18 protein-coding genes and 1 tRNA gene are annotated in these 25,294 nt (G+C 50.7%); 14 read left to right on the top strand and 5 right to left on the bottom strand.

Annotation, left to right across the window (positions count from 1 at the left end):
- Window positions 1-368 precede the first annotated feature (368 nt).
- Entirely contained in the window at window positions 369-4,331 is a 3,963-nt protein-coding gene (putA, locus tag SK36_RS12660) for a trifunctional transcriptional regulator/proline dehydrogenase/L-glutamate gamma-semialdehyde dehydrogenase (RefSeq protein WP_048221679.1), read from the bottom strand.
- A gap of 422 nt (window positions 4,332-4,753) precedes the next feature.
- Between putA and putP the strand changes: the two genes are divergently transcribed.
- From putP to phoH, 7 genes are all read left to right on the top strand, one after another.
- A complete protein-coding gene (gene putP / locus SK36_RS12655; protein WP_045441517.1) occupies window positions 4,754-6,262 on the top strand; it encodes a sodium/proline symporter PutP in 1,509 nt (502 codons plus the stop codon).
- 335 nt (window positions 6,263-6,597) lie between these two features.
- Window positions 6,598-7,002 carry a DUF2920 family protein gene (locus SK36_RS25145; protein WP_075261785.1) on the top strand — a complete coding sequence of 135 codons (405 nt, stop codon included), beginning with the start codon at window positions 6,598-6,600 and terminating at the stop codon, window positions 7,000-7,002.
- Window positions 6,999-7,772, top strand: a complete 774-nt coding sequence (locus tag SK36_RS12650) for a DUF2920 family protein (protein WP_053069241.1) — start codon at window positions 6,999-7,001, stop codon at window positions 7,770-7,772. The genes SK36_RS25145 and SK36_RS12650 overlap by 4 nt, the downstream gene beginning before the upstream one ends.
- A 419-nt stretch (window positions 7,773-8,191) precedes the next feature.
- Window positions 8,192-9,025: an iron uptake transporter permease EfeU gene (gene efeU, locus SK36_RS12645; RefSeq protein WP_045441522.1), complete on the top strand. Its 834-nt coding sequence runs from the start codon at window positions 8,192-8,194 to the stop codon at window positions 9,023-9,025.
- Window positions 9,026-9,082: 57 nt separating this feature from the next.
- On the top strand, window positions 9,083-10,210 hold the full coding sequence (efeO, locus tag SK36_RS12640; RefSeq protein ID WP_048221678.1) for an iron uptake system protein EfeO: 1,128 nt from the start codon (window positions 9,083-9,085) through the stop codon (window positions 10,208-10,210).
- 5 nt (window positions 10,211-10,215) lie between these two features.
- Window positions 10,216-11,499, top strand: coding sequence for an iron uptake transporter deferrochelatase/peroxidase subunit (efeB, locus tag SK36_RS12635; protein WP_048221677.1), 1,284 nt, complete (start codon window positions 10,216-10,218; stop codon window positions 11,497-11,499).
- A 521-nt stretch (window positions 11,500-12,020) separates the two neighbouring features.
- Window positions 12,021-12,809 (top strand): phosphate starvation-inducible protein PhoH, encoded by a 789-nt coding sequence (gene phoH / locus SK36_RS12625; protein ID WP_045441531.1) that lies wholly within the window; start codon window positions 12,021-12,023, stop codon window positions 12,807-12,809.
- Window positions 12,810-12,860: 51 nt separating this feature from the next.
- Here the strand turns inward: phoH and SK36_RS12620 are convergent, their stop codons facing one another.
- Both SK36_RS12620 and torS read right to left on the bottom strand, forming a co-directional pair.
- Window positions 12,861-13,154 carry a YciI family protein gene (locus tag SK36_RS12620; protein ID WP_048222726.1) on the bottom strand — a complete coding sequence of 98 codons (294 nt, stop codon included), beginning with the start codon at window positions 13,152-13,154 and terminating at the stop codon, window positions 12,861-12,863.
- Window positions 13,155-13,293: 139 nt separating this feature from the next.
- Complete coding sequence (gene torS, locus SK36_RS12615; RefSeq protein ID WP_075261784.1) at window positions 13,294-16,050, bottom strand: TMAO reductase system sensor histidine kinase/response regulator TorS; 2,757 nt, start codon at window positions 16,048-16,050, stop codon at window positions 13,294-13,296.
- 105 nt (window positions 16,051-16,155) lie between these two features.
- On the opposite strand from torS, the gene torT reads away from it, so the two are divergent.
- Window positions 16,156-17,169, top strand: a complete 1,014-nt coding sequence (gene torT, locus SK36_RS12610; protein ID WP_370637139.1) for a TMAO reductase system periplasmic protein TorT — start codon at window positions 16,156-16,158, stop codon at window positions 17,167-17,169.
- Here torT and torR read toward each other — a convergent pair.
- Window positions 17,142-17,834, bottom strand: coding sequence for a two-component system response regulator TorR (torR, locus tag SK36_RS12605; RefSeq protein ID WP_045441535.1), 693 nt, complete (start codon window positions 17,832-17,834; stop codon window positions 17,142-17,144). The genes torT and torR overlap by 28 nt on opposite strands.
- 129 nt (window positions 17,835-17,963) lie before the next feature.
- Between torR and torC the strand changes: the two genes are divergently transcribed.
- Genes torC through torD form a run of 3 tightly spaced genes read left to right on the top strand, consistent with a single transcriptional unit; the run spans window position 17,964 to window position 22,287 of the window.
- The gene (torC, locus tag SK36_RS12600) at window positions 17,964-19,142 is read left to right on the top strand and encodes a pentaheme c-type cytochrome TorC (RefSeq protein WP_045441538.1); all 1,179 of its coding nucleotides are present in this window, start codon (window positions 17,964-17,966) and stop codon (window positions 19,140-19,142) included.
- Window positions 19,132-21,675: a trimethylamine-N-oxide reductase TorA gene (torA, locus tag SK36_RS12595; protein WP_048221676.1), complete on the top strand. Its 2,544-nt coding sequence runs from the start codon at window positions 19,132-19,134 to the stop codon at window positions 21,673-21,675. The genes torC and torA overlap by 11 nt, the downstream gene beginning before the upstream one ends.
- Entirely contained in the window at window positions 21,676-22,287 is a 612-nt protein-coding gene (gene torD / locus SK36_RS12590; RefSeq protein WP_048221675.1) for a molecular chaperone TorD, read from the top strand.
- Between the two features lie 105 nt (window positions 22,288-22,392).
- Here the strand turns inward: torD and SK36_RS12585 are convergent.
- A tRNA-Ser gene (locus SK36_RS12585) sits at window positions 22,393-22,480 on the bottom strand.
- Between the two features lie 236 nt (window positions 22,481-22,716).
- Between SK36_RS12585 and ghrA the strand changes: the two genes are divergently transcribed.
- The 3 genes from ghrA (at window position 22,717) to SK36_RS12570 (ending at window position 25,251) form a co-directional block, all read left to right on the top strand.
- Window positions 22,717-23,655, top strand: coding sequence for a glyoxylate/hydroxypyruvate reductase GhrA (ghrA, locus tag SK36_RS12580; protein ID WP_048221674.1), 939 nt, complete (start codon window positions 22,717-22,719; stop codon window positions 23,653-23,655).
- A gap of 281 nt (window positions 23,656-23,936) precedes the next feature.
- Entirely contained in the window at window positions 23,937-24,674 is a 738-nt protein-coding gene (locus tag SK36_RS12575; protein WP_045441550.1) for a phosphatase, read from the top strand.
- A gap of 22 nt (window positions 24,675-24,696) precedes the next feature.
- Window positions 24,697-25,251, top strand: a complete 555-nt coding sequence (locus tag SK36_RS12570) for a TorD/DmsD family molecular chaperone (RefSeq protein ID WP_048221673.1) — start codon at window positions 24,697-24,699, stop codon at window positions 25,249-25,251.
- The last annotated feature ends 43 nt before the right edge of the window (window positions 25,252-25,294 follow it).

Below are 25,294 nucleotides of genomic sequence, written 5' to 3'. Positions count from 1 at the left end.
TTAAACAAAAAATGCAGGAGGTCAGGTGTGGACTGGTCCGGCTGAAAATTGCCGACGCGTTTCCGAAAGGCCGGGAGAGCCAGCATGGATGCTGGCTCAGGGCGCGTTTTGCAGGGACGCTACCTCGCGCCCGGCCCGGTAGCCTGGAGGAATTAGCGGAGGGGATTGCGAAGCAACAGTTTTCCTGCCGGGAGCCGGGATTGTAAAGGGCGTGGCGGAGAACGCCCTTTACACGTTCACAGGCATAACGGCTTCAGAGTGGTGAAGCATTCAAGGTGAACGTAACAAGGCGCCAGAGGCAATATATTCATTGTCATCTGGCGACGCTTTACTGACAGATCTGAAGCGTATACCCCATAACCACCGCCTTAGCCGATTGTCATCAGACTGGCATTACCCCCGGCGGCGGCGGTATTGACGCTCAGCGAGCGTTCAATATACAGCCTCTCCAGCAGAATGTTGCTTTCGCCACGGGCAAACCCTTGTACCGAGACAATCGCCCCTTCCCGCGCGGCGACTGCTTCACACAGCGCACGCAACTGGTCGGAATCGCCGTGGAAGATAACCGCATCGAACGGTTGCGCGGTAAGGTTATCGGTTTTGGCAAACTGAATGCGCCCGTAAACAGCCGCAGGCAGACGCTTTGCCAGCTCACGGTGGAAAGCATCGTCTGGCCACAGGATCAAACTGCCAACAGATGTCACGGCGGCAACCTGCACCAGCGCATCCTGCTCGTCATCCGCAATACACAGTACGCGTTCACGTGGCAGCAGCGTCCAGGTGTTGCGCTCCCCGGTAGGACCCGGCAGCAGACGCTGAGTCCCGGCCTGCGCCAGTTCGGCAAATTGCTGACAGAGCGCATGCAGTGATGGGCGGTCGGCTGCCCACCCGGTGAGCGCATCAAGAGGCTGAATAAGCGCCGCTTTGAGCTGAGCATCAACAGGATAATCTGCATCCTGGCGGGCAAGCGTTACGCCCAGCGCATTTTCTGGGCGGTTTGCCAGCAGGCGATACAGATAGAGCGGGCCACCCGCTTTTGGACCGGTTCCTGATAAACCTTCACCACCAAATGGCTGTACGCCGACTACTGCGCCAACCATATTGCGGTTGACGTAGAGGTTACCTACATGCGCCGTACCGGTGACCTGGGCGATGGTTTCATCAATACGGGTATGCACGCCCAGCGTCAGACCGTAGCCGGAGGCATTAATCTGCTCAATCAGGCTGCCCAGATTGTTACGGGTGTAGCGCACGACGTGCAGTACCGGACCGAACACCTCTTTTTGCAACTCGTCGAAGCTTTCCAGTTCGATAAGCGTGGGGGCAACAAAGGTTCCGGTTTGCCATTCACGCGCATCATCACTGTTTTCACGCACGGCCTGGAATACCGGGCGACCTTTGGTGCGCATTGTCTGAATATGGCGCTCAATATTCGCTTTGGCTTCAGCATCGATAACCGGCCCTATATCGGTCGTCAGGCGACCCGGATTGCCCATCCGGCATTCCGCCATTGCGCCGCGCAGCATTTTCAACGTGTGATCGGCGATATCATCCTGCAGACACAGTACCCGTAGCGCCGAGCAACGCTGTCCTGCGCTGTCAAAGGCGGAGGCCACCACATCCACAACAACCTGTTCTGTCAGCGCAGAGGAGTCCACGATCATCGCGTTCATTCCACCGGTTTCAGCGATAAGTGGGATCGGGCGACCCTGAGCATCAAGACGGGTGGCGATATTGCGTTGTAACAACGTGGCGACTTCCGTGGAGCCAGTGAACATCACGCCGCGTACGCGTTCATCGGATGTGAGTTGCGCCCCGACGGTTTCACCCTGACCAGGCAACAACTGCACCACGCCCGGCGGCACACCGGCCTCCAGTAAGATGGCGATGCCCTGGGCGGCAATCAGCGGGGTTTGTTCCGCAGGTTTTGCCAACACGCTGTTACCCGCCGCCAATGCGGCAGCAATCTGTCCGGTGAAAATTGCCAGCGGGAAGTTCCATGGGCTGATGCAGACGACCGGGCCTAACGGACGATGCGTTTCGTTGTCAAAATCATCACGAACCTGACCTGCGTAATAGTGCAGGAAGTCTACGGCTTCGCGCACCTCAGCAATGGCGTTGCTAAAGGTTTTACCCGCTTCACGCACCAGAATACCAATCAGTTGTTGCATTTGGCCTTCCATCAGAATGGCGGCACGCTGCAGAATAGCGGCACGTTCCTGTGGCGGTGTTGCGAACCAGATCGGGGCATTATTTACCGCGCTCTGTAACGCCTGCTCCACTTCAGCATGGGTGGCTTCGCGTACATAACCCACAATATCTTTGGGTTCTGCCGGGTTAATGACGGGGATCATTTCTCCGTTTGCTACTGAATGCTCCAGTATTGGTTTGGCATGCCATTTTTGCAGGGCACTATTGAGCAGAGCAGAGGACAGCGAGGCCAGACGATGTTCGTTCGCAAGATCCAGCCCGGCTGAGTTATCGCGCCCCTTGCCGTACAGGTCGCGTGGTAGCGCAATCTTCGGATGTGGCAGACCCGCCTGGCCTTCCTGTTGTGCCATTTTTTCAACGGCTTCGACCGGATCGGCAACCAGTTCATCCAGTGGCAAGGTGGTGTCTGCAATACGGTTAACGAACGAGGTGTTAGCCCCGTTCTCCAGCAGACGACGCACCAGGTACGCCAGCAGCGTTTCATGGGTCCCCACCGGTGCGTAAATACGACATGGGCGGTTTAGTTTGCCGTCCGCCACTTTGCCTGTGACCTGTTCGTACAACGGCTCACCCATACCATGCAAGCACTGGAATTCGTACTGTCCAGGGTAGTAGTTCTGACCCGCCAGCTGATAAATCGCTGCCAGCGTATGCGCGTTATGGGTCGCGAACTGAGGGTAGATCAGGTTTGGTACGGCGAGCAGTTTTTTCGCACAGGCCAGATAGGAAACGTCGGTGTAAACCTTGCGGGTATAGACCGGATAACCTTCCAGTCCATCCATCTGGGCACGCTTGATTTCGCTGTCCCAGTACGCACCTTTAACCAGGCGGATCATCAGGCGACGGCGGCTGCGTGTTGCCAGGTCAATCAGGTAGTCGATAACAAACGGGCAGCGTTTCTGATAGGCCTGGATAACAAAACCGATACCGTTCCAGCCTGCCAGTTCAGGTTCAAAGCAGAGTTTTTCCAGCAGGTCGAGGGATATTTCCAGACGATCCGCTTCTTCAGCGTCAATATTGATGCCGATGTCGTACTGGCGCGCCAGCAGGGTTAGCGACTTCAGGCGCGGATACAGCTCATCCATCACGCGATCGTACTGTGCGCGGCTATAGCGCGGGTGCAGCGCTGACAGCTTGATCGAAATTCCCGGACCTTCATAAATCCCACGACCGTTAGAGGCTTTACCAATGGCGTGGATCGCCTGCTGATAAGAGACCATATAGGCCTGCGCATCGGCGGCGGTCAGCGCGGCTTCTCCCAGCATGTCATAGGAGTAGCGGAAGCCTTTATCTTCCAGCTTGCGCGCATTCGCCAGCGCTTCTGCGATGGTTTCCCCGGTGACAAACTGCTCGCCCATTAAGCGCATCGCCATATCGACGCCTTTACGCACCAACGGTTCGCCGCTCTTGCCGATGATGCGGTTTAGCGAGCGTGAGAGGCTGGCTTCGTTATGCGTGGAGACCAGGCGCCCGGTAAACAGAAGCCCCCAGGTTGCGGCGTTCACGAACAGGGACGGGCTGCGGCCAATGTGCGACTGCCAGTTGCCGTTGCTGATTTTGTCGCGAATTAACGCATCACGAGTGGCTTTGTCAGGAATACGCAGCAGCGCTTCCGCCAGGCACATCAACGCAACGCCCTCCTGTGAAGAGAGAGAGAACTCCTGCAATAATCCCTGTACCATGCCGGCACGGCCGCTGGCGGTTTTCTGGTTACGCAGTTTGTCAGCGAGTTGATACGCCAGCTTATGAGCCTGTTCCGCGATCGGCTGCGGCAGACGAGCCTGCTCCATCAGCATCGGTACTGCGTCAGTTTCAGCGCGGCGATACGCGGCGGTGATGGCCGCACGTGAGACAGACTGAGGCAGGATCTGTTCGGCAAACTCCAGGAAAGGCTGGTGTGTTTCATTCTGATGCGCGGTGGTTTCCTCGCTCTCGTTCGCTGCACCAGCCAGCAGGGCAGGTAGCTCAGGAAGGGCATCGTCATTTTCCAGTCTTTCGAGATAATTAAAGATGGCTTGCTTAATCAGCCAGTGCGGTGTGCGATCGATTCGTGATGCTGCTGTTTTAATACGCTCGCGTGTGGCGTCGTCCAGCTTAACCCCCATCGTGGTGGTTCCCATGCCGTTTACTCCTGTTGTACTGAAATACGGGTCTGATAGTTACCGAGAAATATCTACCATGTTGCAACTTTGTGCAACCGTGTTAAATGTGACCTGGTTTGCAAGCTTGAAAATGAATGAAATGTTAATAAATATTGTTCTTATGATGAGCGTTGTAAAAATAACGAAATCTTTTTCTCTGCGGTAGTTAACACTTTTTAAAGGTGCAACCGAAAAAAATGTGAGGGAGTGCAACCTCCAGAAAAATGCTATCCAATCTGGATCAAATTTGATGTAAATGATGTGTTAAATCGATTGTGAATGACCATCGCTTCCGGCAGGATACGGTCGCCCTGGTAAACATAGATATCTTCGCCACGTTCCGGCAGGGTAATAAAACGGCAAGTCACGACATTGCCGATACATAATTTTGGAGAGTTTTGATGGCTATTAGCACACCGATGTTAGTGACATTCTGTGTCTATATTTTTGGCATGATATTGATAGGGTTTATTGCATGGCGTTCGACCAAAAACTTTGATGACTATATTCTCGGTGGGCGCAGTCTGGGGCCATTTGTAACCGCGTTATCCGCCGGGGCATCTGATATGAGCGGCTGGCTGCTGATGGGGCTGCCAGGCGCGATTTTCCTGTCGGGTATTTCAGAAAGCTGGATTGCTATCGGCCTGACATTAGGCGCGTGGATCAACTGGAAGCTGGTGGCGGGTCGCCTACGTGTTCACACTGAATACAATAACAACGCCCTGACGCTACCGGATTACTTTACCGGTCGTTTCGAAGATAAAAGCCGTATTCTGCGTATTATCTCCGCGCTGGTTATTCTGCTGTTTTTCACCATCTATTGTGCTTCAGGTATTGTGGCAGGGGCGCGTCTGTTCGAGAGCACCTTTGGCATGAGCTATGAAACTGCTCTGTGGGCCGGTGCGGCAGCGACAATCATTTATACCTTTATTGGTGGTTTCCTCGCGGTAAGCTGGACCGATACCGTGCAGGCCAGCCTGATGATCTTTGCTCTGATCCTGACGCCGGTGATGGTCATTATTGGCGTGGGCGGATTTGAAGACTCGCTGGAAGTGATCAAACAAAAGAGCATTGAGAACGTGGATATGCTCAAAGGACTGAACTTTGTTGCCATCATTTCCCTGATGGGCTGGGGTCTGGGCTACTTCGGCCAGCCGCACATTCTGGCGCGCTTTATGGCAGCCGATTCTCACCATAGTATTGTTCACGCACGCCGCATCAGTATGACCTGGATGATCTTGTGTCTGGCGGGCGCGGTCGCAGTTGGTTTCTTTGGTATCGCTTACTTCAATAACAACCCGTCTCTGGCGGGGGCGGTCAATCAGAACGCCGAGCGTGTGTTTATTGAACTGGCGCAAATCCTGTTTAACCCATGGATTGCCGGTATTCTGCTGTCTGCCATCCTTGCGGCAGTGATGTCGACGCTGAGCTGCCAGCTGTTGGTGTGTTCCAGCGCTATTACTGAAGATTTATACAAAGCGTTCCTGCGTAAAAATGCCAGCCAGAAAGAACTGGTGTGGATTGGGCGCATCATGGTGCTGGTTGTCGCGCTAATCTCTATTGCGCTGGCGGCAAACCCGGAAAACCGCGTACTTGGTCTGGTGAGCTACGCCTGGGCTGGTTTTGGTGCGGCGTTTGGCCCGGTCGTGTTGTTCTCCGTCATGTGGTCGCGTATGACCCGTAACGGCGCGTTGGCAGGGATGATCATCGGTGCGGTGACGGTTATCGTCTGGAAGCAGTTCGCGTGGTTGGGTCTGTATGAAATCATCCCTGGCTTCATTTTCGGCAGCATTGGGATCGTCGTCTTCAGCCTGTTGGGTAAAGCGCCATCTGCGGCAATGCAGAAACGTTTTGCCGAGGCGGATGCCCACTATCACTCAGCGCCGCCGTCACGTTTACAGGTAGAATAACCTGCCCAACATCTCTAAAGCTCGCTGCGTGCGTAACACCGTTCACTTAAGATGCTTTGAGTGAACGGGATACTGGGTGTTGACGTATGACGTACGCCACGCAGTAGAAGTGTAAGTAAGCAAAAAACTAGCGGACAGCCTGATCATTTCTTACAGCCAGGGGCTTCCGCTCACTGGAATGAAACCACCCGTTAAGCTCAATTCTCCTAACGCGGGAAACTACCGTTTTCCAAGCGGACCCCATTAAAAGCAACACTCCCACATCCCCTTTCTTAAGTTTATAAAAAAAAAGTCGCTTATGTTGTTGGAATCAAACAAAGGAGATTTTACAAGCGATGGTGCAAAACATAAATAAAACATTCATTTCAAATGCTGATATAGAATTATCTTCACAAACAGGAACCAGAACTTGCTCTTACCATATATGTAACCCTAAAAAAGACAACTTAATCCTTGTTTATATACCAGGGTTCGGAGGGGATCTAGGTAATTACTCTCATGGATTATGCGAAAAAATAGCTGAAACATATGACATAACAACAATGACTGTAGAGTATTTTTGCTATCATTCAAGACCAAATGTCGGTGGAAAAATATCATTTTCCGCATTTGATATAGCTCACATAAACAGCCTTGCACGACATTTTTTTATTGATGAATCTGAATCTATCAATAAAAAAATATCACTAATAAATGAAAGCGCAAAAAAAATAACACTACATCTCAAATTTTTGCGATGATTGAGCCAAAAAATAATGAATATCAAAATTTCGGATTGCTACCTGCGCTTGATATAATAAATGCAATTAACGATGCTATATTAAATTTTGAAATGGAAAATAGCAAAATAATATTAATTGGATCTTCATATGGTGGCTATATTGCAAACATGGTTGAAAAAATAGCACCAGGTTTAGTTAATGCCATTATCGACAACTCATCATGGAGCTCTCCAAACATGAAGTACTTAATAGGTAGAGAGCTTAACAACACTGAGTTCCGACAACAACTTAGCAGCAATATAATTATGGACCTGTATGTTAAGTCTCCATGGACCCTGACTAAAGGATTACCAAACACTCTATCAAAAAGTAGAATACAAATACGGTCATTTGATCCTGATCAATTATCCCAGATGATTAATCAAGGTGGAGGGCAATGTTTATATGTTTTTTATCATTATATAAATGATAATATTGCGCCGGCAAAAGATAAATTAGAAATGATTCTTCTACTTCAACAACACAATAAAGACAAAATAACATGTAGAATATTAAAAAATAAAAATGACATAGATGGCGTATTGATTAAATCTCTTGAGCATGGACTTGGTATGTCTATGGTTGAATTATTCAAAAAACATTTCCCATCAATAAAAGATCAAATCAAAAATCAACATCGGACATTAAAAACACAATACTTGTGTGATGATTTAATATATTTATTTAATAACTCAACATTACCGGTAACAGTAACCATACAAAGTCGCTCAAATAAGGTGAGTGTTTAATTATTAGAACAACCTTCGTCATAAACTATAAGATTCAATCATCTGGAAAATCCATTCGAGATGTAGTGACCGCTGGAAGCAGGAAAGTGAAGCGGGCTCGGCCTGGAGCTGGGTATTGTCGGGCCAGGAAGAAAGCATAAAAAAGCACCATCAGGAAATTGATGAGGCATTGTCGTCTACCCGTCGGATCGTTCAACCGCTGATTTTGCTTAACCCAGTGGTGTTAACTGCGTGCGGGCTTGTTTATTTGCTGTCCTTGCAAAGAGGCAGTAACCGTTACTCTCCTAACTGTTTACATTCAGTCATCATTCTCAAAACATTCTGCTTGAGTTTTTTGTTGCTGTAATGATAATCACTATCACTGTAATTTACTTTTCTTTGCATCAGTTGACTGAGAATAACGTTTAAGGGTACTTCGCATGTTCGTTCCATTTCTAATTATGTTGCGCGAAGGGTTAGAGGCCGCGCTGATTGTCAGCCTGATAGCCAGTTACCTGAAACGAACTCAGCGAGGCCGCTGGATTGGCGTGATGTGGATTGGTGTATTGCTGGCGGCAGCGTTATGTCTGGCGTTGGGGATTTTCATCAATGAAACCACGGGTGAATTTCCGCAAAAAGAACAGGAGTTATTTGAAGGTATTGTGGCGGTCATTGCCGTTGTGATCCTTACCTGGATGGTCTTCTGGATGCGTAAAGTCTCACGTAACGTCAAAGTTCAACTGGAGCAGGCTGTCGATAACGCATTACAGCGCAGCAACCATCACGGCTGGGCGCTGGTGATGATGGTCTTTTTTGCTGTTGCCCGTGAAGGGCTGGAATCGGTCTTTTTCTTGCTGGCGGCTTTTCAGCAGGATGTCGGTATTTGGCCGCCGGTAGGTGCGATGCTGGGACTGGCAACGGCTGTTGTGTTGGGATACCTGATTTATCTGGGTGGGATCCGACTGAATCTCGGTGCATTCTTCAAATGGACCAGCCTGTTTATTCTGCTGGTGGCTGCAGGGCTTGCTGCAGGGGCCATTCGTGCGTTCCACGAGGCCGGATTATGGAATCATTTCCAGGATGTAGCGTTTGACATAAGTAACGTTCTTTCAACGCACTCTCTGTTCGGCACGTTAATGGAAGGGATCTTTGGGTATCAGGAAGCGCCAAGCGTCAGTGAGGTTGCAGTCTGGTTTATCTACCTGATTCCGGCACTGATTTTGTTTGCACTGCCGCCGCGTTCAGGCACTACGGCATCTCGTACCGCACCTTAAAAAAACGCGATGCAGAATATCATTTAGTTACAACATACTTATTTGTAGGGATGGGTCATGACGATTAATTTTCGCCGTAGTGCGCTGCAGCTGGGTATTGCCGCGCTGTTTACTTCCGCATTTGCCGCACAGGCTGCAGATATTCCACAGGTCAAAGTCACGGTAAATGACAAACAGTGTGAACCGATGACGATCACTGTTAATGCCGGGAAAACACAGTTCATCATCCAGAACCACAGCCAGAAAGCGCTGGAGTGGGAGATCCTCAAAGGTGTCATGGTGGTGGAAGAGCGTGAAAATATTGCGCCAGGCTTTAGCCAGAAAATGACCGTCAACCTGCAACCAGGTGAATATGATATGACCTGCGGTCTGCTGACAAACCCGAAAGGGAAGCTGATTGTGAAGGGGAATGCTACGGCGGATGCAGCGCAAAGTGATGCCTTGCTGAGCCTGAGCGGCGCGATTACCGAATATAAAGCCTATGTGACGGCAGAAACCGCACAGCTGGTTGCGGGTACCAAAGCATTCACTGATGCCATTAAAGCTGGCGATCTGGAGAAAGCCAAATCCCTGTATGCACCGACACGTCAGCACTACGAGCGCATTGAGCCAATTGCGGAACTGTTCTCCGACCTTGATGGCAGCATTGATGCGCGTGAAGATGATTACGAGCAAAAAGCCGCCGATCCGAAATTTACCGGCTTCCATCGCCTGGAAAAAGCGCTGTTTGGCGACAATACCACCAAAGGCATGGATAAGTATGCTGAGCAGTTGAACAGCGACGTTATTGACCTGCAAACGCGCATTAGCGAGCTGGCGTTCCCACCATCAAAAGTGGTTGGTGGAGCTGCCGGGCTGATTGAAGAAGTTGCTGCCAGCAAAATTAGTGGTGAAGAAGATCGCTATAGTCACACCGACCTGTGGGACTTCCAGGCCAACGTTGATGGCGCACAGAAAATTGTCGATCTCCTGCGTCCTCAGTTGCAAAAATCCAATGCTGAACTGCTGGCAAAAGTGGATGCAAACTTCAAAAAAGTCGATGCTATCCTGGCGAAATATCGTACCAAAGACGGTTTTGAAACCTATGACAAACTGACCAATGCTGACCGCAATGCGCTGAAAGGGCCAATTACTACGCTGGCGGAAGATTTGTCTCAATTACGCGGTGTACTGGGTCTGGATTAAGCATCATGCAGCATGATAATGAAAACGGCGTGAGCGAGCCGTCGCGCCGACGTTTACTGAAAGGGATGGGCGCGCTGGGTGGCGCACTGGCACTGGCTGGCGGCTGCCCGGTTGCGCATGCGCAAAAACCGCAGAGTGCGCCGGGAACGCTATCGCCGGATGCTCGCGGTGAAGCACAGCCATTTTATGGCCCGCATCAGGCTGGGATCCTGACGCCACAGCAGGCATCCATGATGCTGGTGGCGTTTGATGTTCTCGCCAGCGATAAAGCTGACCTTGAGCGTCTGTTCCGGTTACTGACCCGTCGTTTTGCGTTCCTGACGACCGGCGGGCCCGCGCCCGAGACGCCAAACCCGCGTTTACCGCCAATGGATTCCGGCATTCTCGGTGCCTACATTGCGCCGGATAACCTGACGATGACGCTGTCGGTGGGGCATTCGCTGTTCGACGAGCGCTATGGTCTTAGCACCAGCATGCCGAAAAAACTGCAAAAAATGACGCGCTTTCCGAATGATTCGCTGGATGCAGCGTTGTGTCATGGCGATTTGTTGTTACAGATTTGCGCCAACACGCAAGACACCGTCATACATGCGCTGCGCGATATCATTAAGCACACACCGGATCTCCTCAGCGTTCGCTGGAAGCGCGAAGGGTTTATCTCTGATCATGCTGCACGCAGTAAAGGCAAAGAGACACCAGTCAATCTGCTTGGTTTTAAAGACGGGACCGCTAACCCGGATGGCACAGATAAAAAGCTGATGCAAAATGTGGTGTGGGTGACGTCCGATCAAGACGAGCCGAAATGGGCGGAAGGCGGGAGTTATCAGGCGGTAAGGCTTATTCAGTTTCGCGTTGAGTTCTGGGATCGTACACCGCTTAAAGAGCAACAGACTATTTTCGGGCGAGACAAACAGACTGGTGCACCATTAGGTATGCAGCGCGAGCACGATGTACCTGACTACGCCAGCGATCCTGAAGGTGAGGTGATTGCGCTCGACAGCCATATCCGTCTGGCAAACCCGCGAACCCGGGAGTCGGAGTCCAGCCTGATGATGCGTCGTGGTTACAGCTATTCGCTTGGCGTCACCAATTCTGGTCAACTGGATATGGGTTTACTGTTTGTTTGCTATCAGCACGATCTGGAAAAAGGTTTTTTGACCGTGCAGAAACGCCTGAATGGTGAAGCGCTGGAAGAGTATGTGAAGCCGATTGGTGGCGGATATTTCTTTGCCTTGCCTGGTGTCAAAGACGCTGAACGTTATCTTGGGCAATCTCTTCTTGAGGCCTGAAACCTGAGCCCCGCACTCCCGCGGGGTATTTCCTGACAACTTGATGAATGGACCAATTATTTTTCGTGATGTCTGCAGCGTTGAAATAATTTTGTCATCTCTCTGTAAGAGACTGTTCTCAGCGGCAGGATGTAATTTAGTTAACAATAAGTAAAAATATTGTTGCGCTGACAATAAATTCTGTTGTAATTATAGGTAACAGCGGTAGTTCCCGGCGGTGATGGTCATTCACTATGGAGATCGCGAATGGTAATGTCCTGTAATGGACTCGCTTTTCACAGCAGCAATACCATGTTATGCGGACGTTTCTCTTCCGCCAGCCATCTCGTCACCGCTAAATTCCTCTCCCTTCCATATCTTATCCTTGTTACCGACGCCCTGTACGGTGCGCGTAGCCGTGCGTGGTGTCTTATTCGAAGGCAAGCAATGGCTTACAAGGAAGCCAAACCTCAGATGTTCGTGCGCATAATCGTGCCGCAAGCGGTGCGTGTGATGTATACCTACAACTCAAGGTGCTATCCATGGGAAGACAAAAAGCAGTGATCAAAGCTCGTCGTGAAGCAAAACGTGTGCTGAGACGGGATTCGCGTAGCCATAAGCAACGTGAAGATGAATCGGTCACCTCGCTTGTGCAGATGGGCGGCGTAGAAGCGATCGGTATGGCGCGTGACAGTCGCGACGCCACACCTATCATGGCGCGAAATGAAGCTCAGGCGCAGTACCTGAATGCTATCGAGAGTAAACAGCTGATCTTCGCCACGGGTGAAGCCGGGTGTGGTAAAACCTGGATCAGCGCGGCAAAAGCAGCAGAGGCCCTGATCCACAAAGATGTGGACCGGATCATTGTAACCCGTCCAGTTCTGCAAGCTGATGAAGATCTCGGCTTCTTACCTGGAGATGTTTCCGAGAAGTTTGCTCCCTATTTTCGACCCGTGTACGACGTGCTGGTAAAACGACTGGGAGCCTCCTTCATGCAATATTGCCTGCGACCTGAGATTGGTAAGGTGGAAATCGCGCCGTTCGCTTATATGCGCGGACGTACCTTTGAAAATGCAGTTGTTATTCTCGACGAGGCTCAGAATGTGACTGCTGCGCAAATGAAAATGTTTTTAACTCGCCTTGGAGAGAATGTGACGGTAATTGTGAACGGGGATGTTACCCAGTGTGACTTACCGGCGCATGTTCGGTCCGGGTTAAGCGATGCGCTGGCCCGCTTCGAAGAAGATGAGATGATTGGGATCGTTCGTTTCAATAAAGATGATTGCGTTCGTTCGGCGCTCTGTCAGCGGACGCTTAATGCTTACAACTGATATGTTCTTCGTCTTCAAGGCCCGGGAAACCGGGCTTTGTTTTTATTACGCTTACAGAATATCTTTTAGCTCAGCAGCCATCATTGTTGCTTCAAAAGGGATCAGCTCGACTTTTACAACCCCTGATTGTTGAAAGGGATCCTGGCTGAGATAACTTTTTAACGCTTCTTCATCATCGCATTTTGCCAGTATTACGCCTCCTGAGCGCGGGGTTTTGCGTCCTGAGGCGAGGAATAAACCCTTTGCGTACCCTTTTTTCAGCCATTCCACATGCGCGGGAAGTAAATTATCGACTTCATTTAACGGTTTTATATAAGTTAAAACGACAACACCAATAACGCTCATTTTATTATCCATAATCCTGGAGGGGAGATTACGTTAGCATGTGGTTGACTAAGGACAGAATAGATTTGTTGGCCCGGCTGAAAGATATTCTGTTAACGGTTGTGTACAGATGGAAGCCGTTTCCCCTGGCCCATTTTGATTATTTCATTTCGTTCTCCACCCAGGATGCAACTGCACGCAGGCCTTTTAATATCTCTTCTCTGAGGGCGCAGTTATCTTCCGGATGTTGTTCAACAGCCTCGCATGCGCGGCGGGCGGTAACCATCCCCATGCTGGCGCAGCTACTTTTTAACTGGTGTGCAAGACGTCTGATCTTCTCAACGTCTTTTTGCGAGCGAGCGGTATCAATTTCGTCGAGTAAAGGCAGTGTATGTTGGGTAAATAAACGCAGCCATTCACCAATTTTGCTATGTCCCATGATGCGAGCATCTTCTGATAATTGATGCGTATCCAGAAGACACTCGCTAAGTGGTTCAGCGACGTAAGGGGATTCTGAACCTGAAATATAGTGTGTGATGAGTTGACCCAGGGCGTCTCGCGGCACCGGTTTTTGAATAATACCGTGAAACAACGTACTGGTACGACGGCTTAGGGTCTCATCAATCACGTGAGCGCTGAACCCAATCAGAGGCAGGGTTGGATAAATCTGTGTCAGTTGTTGGGCGAGCGTAATACCGTCGGTATCCGGGAGATCAAAATCAACCAGCACGGCATCATAGTGCTCATTACCTTGCAGGACATGTAGTGCGTCGGCGGCACAACTTGCTACCATCACCAGGGCTCCGCTGGTGGTTAACATCTCCACGGTAATACGCTGGGTGAGGGGATTGTCCTCAATCAACAGTAAACGTATCCCCTGTAAATTGACCGGGCGATGGGGACATTTAGGGGTAGGGCGCGAAGCGGGACGTAAAGGAAGTCGCAACTGAAAGCAACTCCCAACACCAGGTGTGCTGGTCACGGTCAGTTCACCACCCATAGCCTGTGCAAGGCTGCTACTGATCGTTAACCCCAGTCCTGTCCCGCCACGTTTGCCGCTTACCTGAACAAAGGGCTTAAAAATGTCAGCCAGGCGAGAGGCTTCGATACCACTGCCCGTATCCTCAACCTCGATACACCACTGTTCACCTTCAGTGAAGCTGCGTAGCGTAATAAGACCACGATCGGTAAATCGCAGTGCATTGCTTAATAAATTAGTGATTATCTGACGAATACGGCGAGGATCGCCCTGTAATGCGAGGGGGAGAGCGCTGGAAAAGTCCGCAACAAGTGTAACAGGCCGCCCGTTGATGCGACTGTTCATCAACTGGAGTGTACTTTCCAGCAAAGGTCTGGGCTCAAAGGGCTCATCACTAACAGAGACATTCTTTCCACCGGCCTCAATTGCTGAGTAATCCAGAATATCGTTGAGAATAGTCAGTAGTGATTCGCCGGAATCGGTGATTGCACGCAGGTTTTCCTGATGTTGAGCCAGTGCCTGGTTTTCTGAAAGCAACTGCGCAGTGCCGAGGATCCCGTAAAGTGGGGTGCGTATTTCATGGCTCATTGCCGCAAGAAATGCTGATTTTGCCTGATTTGCTTTTTCAGCTTCAGCCCGCGCCTGACGGTGTTCAATGACCAGCGCGTGAAGCTCGGCGGTACGCGATTTTACCTGCGTAGCCAACTGCTGCCGATGATTATTGAGGGCGTGGACGCTGGCACGAAACGCATCCATTAAACGTCCAATAGTATCCAGTTCCCGAACGCCTGCGGTTTCTGGAAAGGGGGAGTCAATGTTACCTTCAAGCAGTTGCTGCAATGCCTGTGTTTGTTGGGCCAGAGGGCGCGTCACTGAACGGTAAACCACGCGCCAGAGGATTAGGATCAGCGATATCAGCGAAACAGCGCCGAGCAACAGCAGCCAGGTTTGTCCGCGCTCGCTGGCTTGTTTCAGTGAAGTTAACCCTGCACGGTTACGTTCTTCGATAGTGTTGACTAACTGGCTGACTTCACTGCTGAAACGGGTAAACTGATAAATGTTATTCTGCGACAGGATCTGTAGCCGGGTGCTGATGTCATTATCCTGCTGGTATAGCGCCAGCAGCTCGACATAACGTCCTACCGTATTCACTGACTCCGCAACCTGTTCGCGCACCACTGGATCTTCAATGCGTATTTGTCGACGATGCAGAATTCTGACTGCGGCATTCAATCGGTTATCCATCGCTGCGGCGTTATATTGCGCCTGATCGGCACTCAGATTCATAATCATTTGTTGCACGCGTAGTGCGCTCAGACGCACCTCGTTCATCTGATTAACGTATTCCAGATCGGTATCAATGAGACGATCCAGTGCCTGTTCAGCCTCCCGACGCTGATTATTTTCAATCAAATCATATATTCCCGCTTGTGTCGCACCTGCGGAAGTCGCCGCATTATTCGCCTGACCGTGAGCCATTTCAGCGATATCGCCTGCGGCGGTGACAATACGTTGACTGAGTTGTTGCTGCTGATCGCGGAGTCTCAGCCGTTGTCCAACCAGCTCTCCCTGCTGACTTAACGACTGTGCGATTTCCTGCTCCTGCAGCTCTATCGCCGTGGTGTCAAAACCTTGCTGACGTAGCGTTTTAAGCAATGCGGTAATTTTGAGACTTTGTGCTGTTAACATTCGGCCCTGTGCCAGCCACATATTTTCACTGTCGGCGATGGTCAGGTTCTGCGCGGAAAAAAGCTCCCAGGCACTGGCTTCGCTCAATTGACGCGCCATGTTCATTGTCGGGATTAGTTCTTGTGTATTGGCTTGCTCAACCTGGCTGACAAAACGCAGACTGTACCAACCTACAAGTGTACTCATGAGGGTCAGTGCCGCCATCAGCGCGAAGCCCATCCACAGTCTTCTGGTCAGAGATAAATTCACGGAGTGTCGCCACAGATTAAAAAGGTTGAGTCCAAAAGCGGAAAGCAACTAGGATAAAGCCTTATTGATAATGAGGCTATCATGCGAGCATGCGTTTTTTGGGTGATGACTTTCTTTTCTGTACAAGGTCTGGCGGCCGGAGCAGGAGAGTCTCTGATCCGTTGGCACGACGAGCAACACTTTTCCCCTCAGCAGCAGGAAACGGTCACAGCGCATCAGGTCTGGAAACTTTGTGCGCTCTACCCTAGTCTCAAAGATTCCTATTGGCTCTCGGTTAACTACGGCATGCAACAAGCGGCACGGCGTTACGGCGTCAGCCTGAAAGTGCAGGAAGCTGGAGGGTATCGGCAGCTTTCGACGCAGAAAACGCAAATTGCCCAGTGTAAAGAGTGGGGCGCAGATGCCATTTTACTTGGCAGCAGCACCACATCGTTTCCTGATCTCAAAAAACAGGTCGGCACGTTGCCGGTTATTGAGGTGGTGAACGCCATCCATGACGCGACAACCCGAACGCGAGTCGGGGTCCCCTGGTTTCAAATGGGCTATCAACCGGGTCGTTACCTGGTGAAGTGGAGTGGGGGAAAACCACTGAAATTGCTCTTAATGCCTGGACCTGATGATGCCGGAGGCAGTAGGGAAATGGTTGCCGGGTTCCGCGATGCGATCGCCGGAAGCCAGGTGCAAATTGTGGATGTCGCCCTTGGGGACAATGATATAGAAGTACAGCGCAATCTGTTGCAGGAGATGCTGGAACGCCATCCGGATATTGATGTGGTTGCCGGGACGGCCATTGCAGCGGAAGCGGCAATGGGGGAAAGACGCAATCTGGCGACCCCTCTCACGGTGGTCTCATTTTACCTGTCACATCAGGTTTATCGCGGTCTCAAGCGTGGACGGGTACTGATGGCTGCCAGTGACCAAATGGTTTGGCAAGGTCAACTGGCGGTCGAACAAGCGATCAATGTATTGCAGGGACGTAACGTTCCCGATAACGTCAGCCCGCCGATTTTAGTACTGACCCCAGAAAATGCGGACAGCAAACATAGCCGTAGCTCGCTATCTCCGGGGGGATTCCGGCCAGTATATTTGTATCAGCATACGTCGGAGGCTAAAAAATAGCCTTCGCCATGCTGGGTAACGAACAGGTCGGGACTCAGTTTATGGCGCAAACGACGGATCAACACATCGACGGTACGCAGATCAGGGTCTTCCACTCTGCGTGCCGTAAGCATGCGGAGTAGCCTTTCGCGGCTGAGGATTTCACCCGGATTAGTCACAAATGCCACCAGCATTTCGTACTCAGCGCGGGTGAGCTTAATCGTTTCCTCTTCTTTTTCCAGCGTGTGGCGAGAAACATTCAGACAGTATCCCGCAAATTGGTAGCAATTATCTTTCGCAGCAGGTTGTGCCTGGCGGGCAAGATCGATGCGCCAGAGCAGGTTTTTCACCCGCACGACGAGTTCGCGCAATTCCAGCGGTTTGGTCACATAATCATCGGCACCCATCTCCAGTCCGACAATTCGGTCAATTTGATCGCATCGTCCCGTTACGAGAATGATCCCAACCGTTGAGCGCTCTCGTAGCGATCGGGTCAGCATCAAACCATTTTCATCCGGAAGATTAATATCCAGCAGGACAAGATCAACAGACTGTTGGTCCATAATGTCGCGCAGACCAGCGCCGCTAGCAACAGCCGAGACTTGATAACCTTCCTGCTCAAAATAAGCCTGCAGTCGTGCCTGGGTCACTGGCTCATCTTCAACAATGACAATGTGATGTGACATCCTGTGTTCTGTCTCTCTGTTCATATTCGTTCATATTTTGCAGTAAGTCGTTCATCCTGACCAGTGTCGCTGTTCACATTTGCTGAATAAGATCTCCCGTAACTAAACCATATATTTACAGGGGCTATTATGCGGAGACTATGGAGAGCGTTACTCAGGCCAAGTGCGCGCTGGTCAATACTGGCGCTGGTGATTGTTGGGATACTGATCGGTATCGCACTGATTGTACTCCCACACGTTGGAATCAAGTTAACCAGTTCGACAGAGTTTTGTGTCAGTTGCCACAGTATGCAGCCGGTCTATCAGGAATATAAGCAGTCGGCGCATTTCCAGAATGCCTCCGGGGTTCGCGCTGAATGTCACGACTGTCATATTCCATCGGATATTCCCGGGATGGTGAAACGTAAACTTGAAGCCAGCAACGATATTTACCAGACGTTTATCGCTCACTCGATTGACACACCTGAAAAATTCGAAGCCAAGCGTGCTGAGCTGGCGGAAAGGGAGTGGGCAAGGATGAAGGAAAATAACTCCTCAACCTGCCGCTCCTGCCATAACTATGATGCGATGGATCATGCTAAGCAACATCCTGAAGCTGCACGTCAGATGAAAATTGCCGCCAAAGACAACCAATCTTGTATTGACTGTCATAAAGGTATTGCCCACCAGTTACCTGATATGAGCAGCGGTTTCCGCAAGCAATTTGATGAATTACGCGCCAATGCTAACAGCGACGGCGATACTCTGTACTCTCTTGATATCAAACCTATTTATGCGTCTAAAGGTGATAAAGAACCAGCGGGCTCGTTACTGCCAGCTTCAGAAGTGACGGTGTTGAAACGTGACGGTGAATGGCTGCAGGTACAAATTACCGGCTGGACGGAAAGCCAGGGACGTCAACGCGTTCTGACTCAACTTCCAGGTAAGCGAATTTTTGTGGCATCCATCCGTGGCGATGTTCAGCAACATGTGAAAACGCTGGAAAAAACCACCGTCGCGGCGACTAACACTGAGTGGAGTAAGTTGCAGGCCACTGCGTGGATGCAAAAGAGCGACATGGTGAATGACATCAAGCCGATCTGGGCTTATGCCGACTCGCTATATAACGGTACCTGTAACCAGTGCCACGGCGCGCCGGAAAAATCGCACTTTGATGCGAACGGCTGGATTGGCACGCTCAATGGCATGATTGGCTTTACCAGTCTGGATAAACGAGAAGAACGTACCTTGTTGAAATACCTCCAGTTGAACGCGTCAGACACCACGGATAAGCCCCATAGTGATAAGGGAGAGAACAATGAAAAGTAAAGACACATTGCAGGTATCACGTCGGCGCTTTCTTCTGCAACTGGGGGGAATGACCGTTGCAGGTATGTTAGGGCCTTCGTTACTGACTCCCCGTAGTGCAACTGCGGCCGCCATGGGTGAACAAGGCGCTGTGGTAAAAGAGGGGATCCTTACTGGCTCCCACTGGGGGGCAATCCGCGCCACGGTCGTAGATGGACGATTTATTGCGGTTAAACCTTTTGAACGTGACAGATATCCATCGAAAATGATTGCAGGTCTGCCGGACCATGTTCATGGTGCATCGCGCATTCGTTATCCAATGGTACGCGTGGACTGGATGCGTAAACGCCACCAAAGCGATACTACGCAACGTGGAGATAACCGTTTTGTTCGTGTCTCATGGGATGAAGCGCTGGACTTTTTTTATCAGGAACTGGAGCGTATCCAGAAAACCTACGGCCCCAGTGCACTGCTGACGGCGAGCGGCTGGCAATCGACGGGTATGTTCCATAACGCCTCCGGTATGTTGGCCCGAGCCATTGCGCTGCATGGCAATAGCGTCAGCACCGGCGGAGACTACTCCACCGGGGCGGCGCAGGTGATTTTGCCGCGCGTGGTCGGATCCATGGAAGTCTACGAGCAGCAAACTTCATGGCCGCTGGTTCTGCAAAATAGCAAAACCATCGTGTTGTGGGGGGCCGATCTGATCAAAAACCAGCAGGCCAACTGGTGGTGTCCGGATCATGATGTTTATGGTTATTACGAGCAACTGAAAGAGAAAGTCGCACGGGATGAGATCTCGGTAATTAGTGTGGATCCGGTAGTGACGTCAACGCATGACTACCTGGGTCGCGACAAGGTTAAGCATATTGCCGTCAATCCACAGGCTGATGTTCCGCTACAGCTGGCGTTGGCGCATACGCTATATACCGAAAATCTGTACGATAAAAATTTCATTAGTAACTATTGCGTCGGTTTTGAACAATTTCTCCCTTATTTGCTGGGGGAGAGCGATGGTCAGCCAAAAGATGCCCGGTGGGCAGAGAAATTGTGTGGTATTGATGCCGAAACAATCCGTGCTCTGGCACGACAAATGGCCTCAGGAAGAACGCAGATTATTGCAGGGTGGTGCGTACAGCGTATGCAGCATGGCGAGCAATGGGCGTGGATGGTGGTGGTACTGGCTTCAATGCTGGGGCAAATTGGTTTGCCAGGGGGAGGCTTTGGGTTTGGCTGGCACTATAATGGTGCGGGAACGCCCAGTCGCAAAGGTATTATTTTAAGCGGTTTTTCCGGCTCGACGACGGTGCCTCCAGTGCATGACAGCACCGATTACAAAGGATATAGCAGCACTATCCCTATCGCGCGTTTCATCGACGCAATTCTGGAGCCAGGGAAAACTATTAACTGGAACGGCAAAACAGTAAAACTACCGCCGCTAAAAATGTGCGTATTTGCGGGAACCAACCCGTTCCACCGCCATCAGCAGATCAACCGGATCATGGAAGGCTGGCGCAAGCTGGAAACAGTCATTGCGATTGATAACCAGTGGACTTCTACATGTCGTTTTGCTGATATCGTCTTGCCTGCGACAACCCAGTTTGAACGTAACGATCTTGACCAGTATGGCAACCATTCCAATCGCGGAATTATTGCTATGAAACAACTGGTAGCACCGCAATTTGAAGCGCGTAATGATTTTGATATTTTCCGCGATCTCTGCCGTCGTTTTAACCGTGAGGAAGCTTTCACCGAAGGTCTGGATGAAATGGGCTGGTTGAAGCGCATCTGGCAGGAAGGCAGCCAGCAGGGGAAAGGACGCGGTGTCCACTTACCAGCATTTGATGTGTTCTGGAATCAACAGGAGTATATCGAGTTCGAGCATCCGCAAATGTTTGTACGTCACCAGGCATTTCGCGAAGATCCCGATCTTGAACCGCTGGGAACGCCGAGTGGTTTGATTGAAATTTACTCTAAAACGATTGCCGAAATGCACTATGACGACTGTCAGGGCTATCCGATGTGGTTCGAAAAAATCGAGCGTTCACATGGCGGGCCGGGCTCACAGCGCTGGCCATTACATTTACAGTCAGTACATCCGGATTTTCGCCTGCATTCGCAGCTCTGCGAATCGGAAACGTTGCGGCAGCACTATGCTGTTAGCGGTAAAGAACCTGTTTTTATCAGCCCACAGGATGCACAAGCTCGTGGTATCCAAAACGGTGATATTGTCAGGGTCTTCAATGGTCGTGGACAAGTATTAGCCGGTGCGGTTGTTTCTGATTTTTATAAGCCTGGCGTGGTCCGTATCCATGAAGGCGCCTGGTACGATCCCGATAAAGGTGGAGAGATCAATGCGCTGTGTAAATACGGTAACCCTAACGTCTTAACGCTGGATATCGGTACTTCTCAGTTGGCTCAGGCAACCAGTGCGCATACCACGCTGGTGGAGATCGAGAAATACAATGGTCAAGTGGATCGCGTGACTGCATTCAATGGCCCACTGGAAATGGTGGCGCAATGTGAGTATGTCCCAGCGCAGCAGGTAAAATAAATGGATAGCCAAAAACATCTGACGGAGGAACAAATTGCCTGCGTTTACGCGTGGCTGGCGCGACTGTTCTCCCGTGAACTGGATAGTGAAAGTTTGCTGCAACTTCACGCCTCGGACATGCAGGACTGGTATTCGCTGTTAAAACGCGAACCGTCGTTGAATCAACCGGTGACGATTCTGGAAGAAAAAATCGCCGCGCTTAAGCTACGTGAAGAGGGGCAACTGGAACTTGCCGCAGACTTTTGTGGCCTGTTTCTTATGTCGGATACTCAGGCCGCTTTGCCATATGCCTCAGTTTATGAGCAGTGCGAGTCGGGTGACAGCGAGATCAAACACCTGTTGTTTGAAGCGGGAATGCAGACGAGTGAGACTTTTAACGAACCCGGCGATCATCTGGCTATTTTTCTCGAGTTACAGAGTCATTTGCATTTTTCGTTGGGGGAGGAGAACCTTAACCATCTGCGCATCAATGCATTACGCAGAAAAACCGTATCAGTGTTACTACGATGGCTGCCGGAGTTTTCAGCCAATTGTTGTAAATATGACGCTTTTGGGTTCTACGCTGCTCTGAGTCAACTGGGGCTGGCGCTTGTGCAACTCGATAACCGGTGATGAGTGTGTTGGTATCGCTGCAAAGGTGCAGCGATACCACGCTATTCAGGGCGGATCACAGGCGAAAAAAAAGCCCGTACTTGCGTACGAGCTCTTCTTCAAATATGGCGGTGAGGCGGGGATTCGAACCCCGGATACGTTGCCGTATACACACTTTCCAGGCGTGCTCCTTCAGCCACTCGGACACCTCACCATATTGTTGTTCCTGCGTTACCGGAACGGGCGCTAATGTAGGGGAAATGCCTCCCCGACGTCAATCTTCTTTTTGAAAAAAACGTTCATTTACACAAACTTCAATCAACATGAAGCTTAAGTGAGCGGGAATTGCTTTTTTTGCCAGCACACTAAAATTTGTTATTCTGATGTTTCCTTAAGAAATGATGATAATAAGTGCGAGAAAGTTCCGCACAACAATATTCAGGAGGCAATATGGAAATAATTTTCTATCACCCGACATTTGATACAGCCTGGTGGCTGAACGCGCTGGCTAAGGCAATCCCTGGCGCTAATGTCCGTGAGTGGAAATCGGGTGATAATGCGCATGCAGACTATGCGCTTGTCTGGCATCCACCAGTTGAAATGTTGGCCGGAAGAAAGTTAAAAGCCGTATTTGCGTTGGGTGCGGGGGTGGATTCCATTCTAAGCAAGTTGAAAGCCCATCCGGAAATGCTGGACGAGTCGATCCCGTTGTTCCGTCTGGAAGATACCGGCATGGGGCTGCAAATGCAGGAATACGCCGTTAGCCAGGTGTTGCACTGGTTTCGCCGCTTTGATGATTATCAGGCTCTCAAAACTCAGGCAAAATGGCAGCCGTTGCAGGAATATACCCGTGAGGAGTTTTCGATCGGGATTATGGGAGCAGGGGTGCTAGGGGCGAAAGTCGCTGAGAGTCTGCAATCATGGGGGTTCCCACTGCGTTGCTGGAGTCGTACCCGTAAATCCTGGCCTGGCGTGGAAAGCTTCGCCGGCACTGAAGAGTTAGGCGCGTTTTTAAGTCAAACGCGGGTACTGATTAACCTACTGCCTAATACGGCTGAAACGGTGGGAATTATTAACGCCGGGCTGCTGGATCAATTGCAGGATGGCGCGTATGTACTGAACCTGGCGCGCGGAGTTCATCTTAATGAAGACGATCTTCTGGCGTCGCTGAATAGCGGAAAACTCAAGGGCGCTATGCTTGATGTCTATAGCCGCGAACCACTACCGGAGAATAGCCCATTGTGGAAACATCCACGTGTGGCGATGACGCCGCATATTGCTGCGGTAACACGTCCGGCAGAAGCGGTGGATTATATTTCCCGCACGATTTTGAATCTGGAGAACGGTGAAGCCGTAACAGGTCAGGTCGATCGCGTTCGGGGATACTGATAACAACCCGGCGCTGGCCGGGTTTCGATTTAAATACCCGTCATACTCCAGGCTGGATGTGCGTTAGCTACGGTTGCTCGCCCGAATTACTGACCACAGTATGTTTATTGGGATTAAGAGGGACATCTCTGTCCCTTACCGTAGGCCAGTCTCCGGCTGGCCAAATTCGTTCCTGACGAATTTGTCACACCCTTGCCGCCTGCCTGCAACTCGAATTATTTAGGGTATTAATGGCGTCGATTCCTGCTATCCTTGACCAAAAATGACTACAGGAGAGAGTTATGTATCCCGTTGACCTGCATATGCATACCGTCGCCAGTACCCACGCCTACAGCACCTTGAGTGACTACATCGCCGAAGCCAAACGCAAAGGCGTTAAGTTGTTTGCAATCACCGATCATGGGCCGGATATGGCAGATGCTCCACACCACTGGCACTTTATTAATATGCGTATCTGGCCGCGTATGGTGGACGGGGTGGGAATTCTCCGCGGTATTGAAGCGAACATTAAGAATATTGAGGGGGAGATCGACTGCTCCGGTCCGATGTTCGACTCCCTGGATCTGATTATTGCTGGTTTTCATGAGCCGGTTTTTGCCCCGCATGATAAAGACACCAATACTCAGGCCATGATTGCCGCGATGGCGAGCGGACATGTTCACATGATCAGCCATCCCGGAAACCCGAAATACCCGATTGATTTTACCGCAGTTGCGCAGGCAGCAGCGAAGTACCATGTTGCGCTGGAAATCAATAACTCCTCATTTCTGCATTCGCGTAAAGGCAGTGAAGCCAATTGTCGCTTGGTTGCTGCGGCTGTGCGTGATGCCGGGGGTTGGGTTGCATTAGGTTCGGATTCTCACACCGCTTTCACCCTTGGGGAGTTCGGCGAGTGTCGCAAGATTCTGGATGACGTAAACTTCCCCGAAGACCGAATCTTGAACGTATCGCCAAAACGCTTACTGGCGTTTCTGGAATCGCGAGGCATGGAGCCAATCGCGGAATTTGCTGATCTTTAATGTTACTAACTGGAATATATCGATGAACGAGTTTTCTATCCTGTGTCGTGTCCTGGGCTCGCTGTTTTACCGCCAACCGCAGGACCCTTTACTGGTTCCCCTGTATACCATGATCGGTGAAGGTAAACTGTCAGCAAACTGGCCGCTGGAGCAAGACGAGCTGCTGGCTCGTCTACAGAAAAGCTGCGACATGTCACAAGTGGCCGCAGATTATAACGCGTTGTTTGTTGGTGAAGAGTGTGCGGTACCACCTTATCGCAGCGCCTGGGTAGAAGGTGCAACTGAATCTGAGGTGCGCACATTCCTATCTGCGCGTGGTATGCCGCTGGCCGATACGCCAGCCGATCATATTGGCACACTGTTGCTGGCTGCTTCCTGGCTGGAAGACCAGTCTTCTGAAGATGAAAGTGAAGCGCTGGAAACACTGTTTGTTGAGTATCTGCTTCCATGGTGCGGCACTTTCCTTGGTAAGGTTGAAGCACACGCGAGCTCGCCATTCTGGCGTACCATGGCACCTCTGACGCGCGATGCAATTGGCGCAATGTGGGATGAGTTGCAGGAAGATACAGAAGAATAAATGTGATTTGTATCACTATGTAATGCAACTTGATTTATCATCT

Origin of the sequence: Citrobacter sp. MGH106 (assembly GCF_001037495.1) — a bacterium.
Lineage (GTDB): Bacteria > Pseudomonadota > Gammaproteobacteria > Enterobacterales > Enterobacteriaceae > Citrobacter > Citrobacter murliniae.
The sequence above is the reverse complement of the archived record's forward strand: the minus strand, read 5'-3'. Positions and strand labels throughout refer to the sequence as shown.

Coding starts and splice junctions, on each gene's coding strand:
- ghrA (WP_048221674.1), top strand. CDS start 22,717: ATGGAAATAATTTTCTATCACCCGACATTTGATACAGCCTGGTGGCTG.
- SK36_RS12575 (WP_045441550.1), top strand. CDS start 23,937: ATGTATCCCGTTGACCTGCATATGCATACCGTCGCCAGTACCCACGCC.
- SK36_RS25145 (WP_075261785.1), top strand. CDS start 6,598: ATGGTGCAAAACATAAATAAAACATTCATTTCAAATGCTGATATAGAA.
- torA (WP_048221676.1), top strand. CDS start 19,132: ATGAAAAGTAAAGACACATTGCAGGTATCACGTCGGCGCTTTCTTCTG.
- efeB (WP_048221677.1), top strand. CDS start 10,216: ATGCAGCATGATAATGAAAACGGCGTGAGCGAGCCGTCGCGCCGACGT.
- torR (WP_045441535.1), bottom strand. CDS start 17,834: ATGTCACATCACATTGTCATTGTTGAAGATGAGCCAGTGACCCAGGCA.
- efeO (WP_048221678.1), top strand. CDS start 9,083: ATGACGATTAATTTTCGCCGTAGTGCGCTGCAGCTGGGTATTGCCGCG.
- torD (WP_048221675.1), top strand. CDS start 21,676: ATGGATAGCCAAAAACATCTGACGGAGGAACAAATTGCCTGCGTTTAC.
- torT (WP_370637139.1), top strand. CDS start 16,156: ATGACTTTCTTTTCTGTACAAGGTCTGGCGGCCGGAGCAGGAGAGTCT.
- SK36_RS12650 (WP_053069241.1), top strand. CDS start 6,999: ATGATTGAGCCAAAAAATAATGAATATCAAAATTTCGGATTGCTACCT.
- putA (WP_048221679.1), bottom strand. CDS start 4,331: ATGGGAACCACCACGATGGGGGTTAAGCTGGACGACGCCACACGCGAG.
- torC (WP_045441538.1), top strand. CDS start 17,964: ATGCGGAGACTATGGAGAGCGTTACTCAGGCCAAGTGCGCGCTGGTCA.
- putP (WP_045441517.1), top strand. CDS start 4,754: ATGGCTATTAGCACACCGATGTTAGTGACATTCTGTGTCTATATTTTT.
- efeU (WP_045441522.1), top strand. CDS start 8,192: ATGTTCGTTCCATTTCTAATTATGTTGCGCGAAGGGTTAGAGGCCGCG.
- SK36_RS12620 (WP_048222726.1), bottom strand. CDS start 13,154: ATGAGCGTTATTGGTGTTGTCGTTTTAACTTATATAAAACCGTTAAAT.
- phoH (WP_045441531.1), top strand. CDS start 12,021: ATGGGAAGACAAAAAGCAGTGATCAAAGCTCGTCGTGAAGCAAAACGT.
- SK36_RS12570 (WP_048221673.1), top strand. CDS start 24,697: ATGAACGAGTTTTCTATCCTGTGTCGTGTCCTGGGCTCGCTGTTTTAC.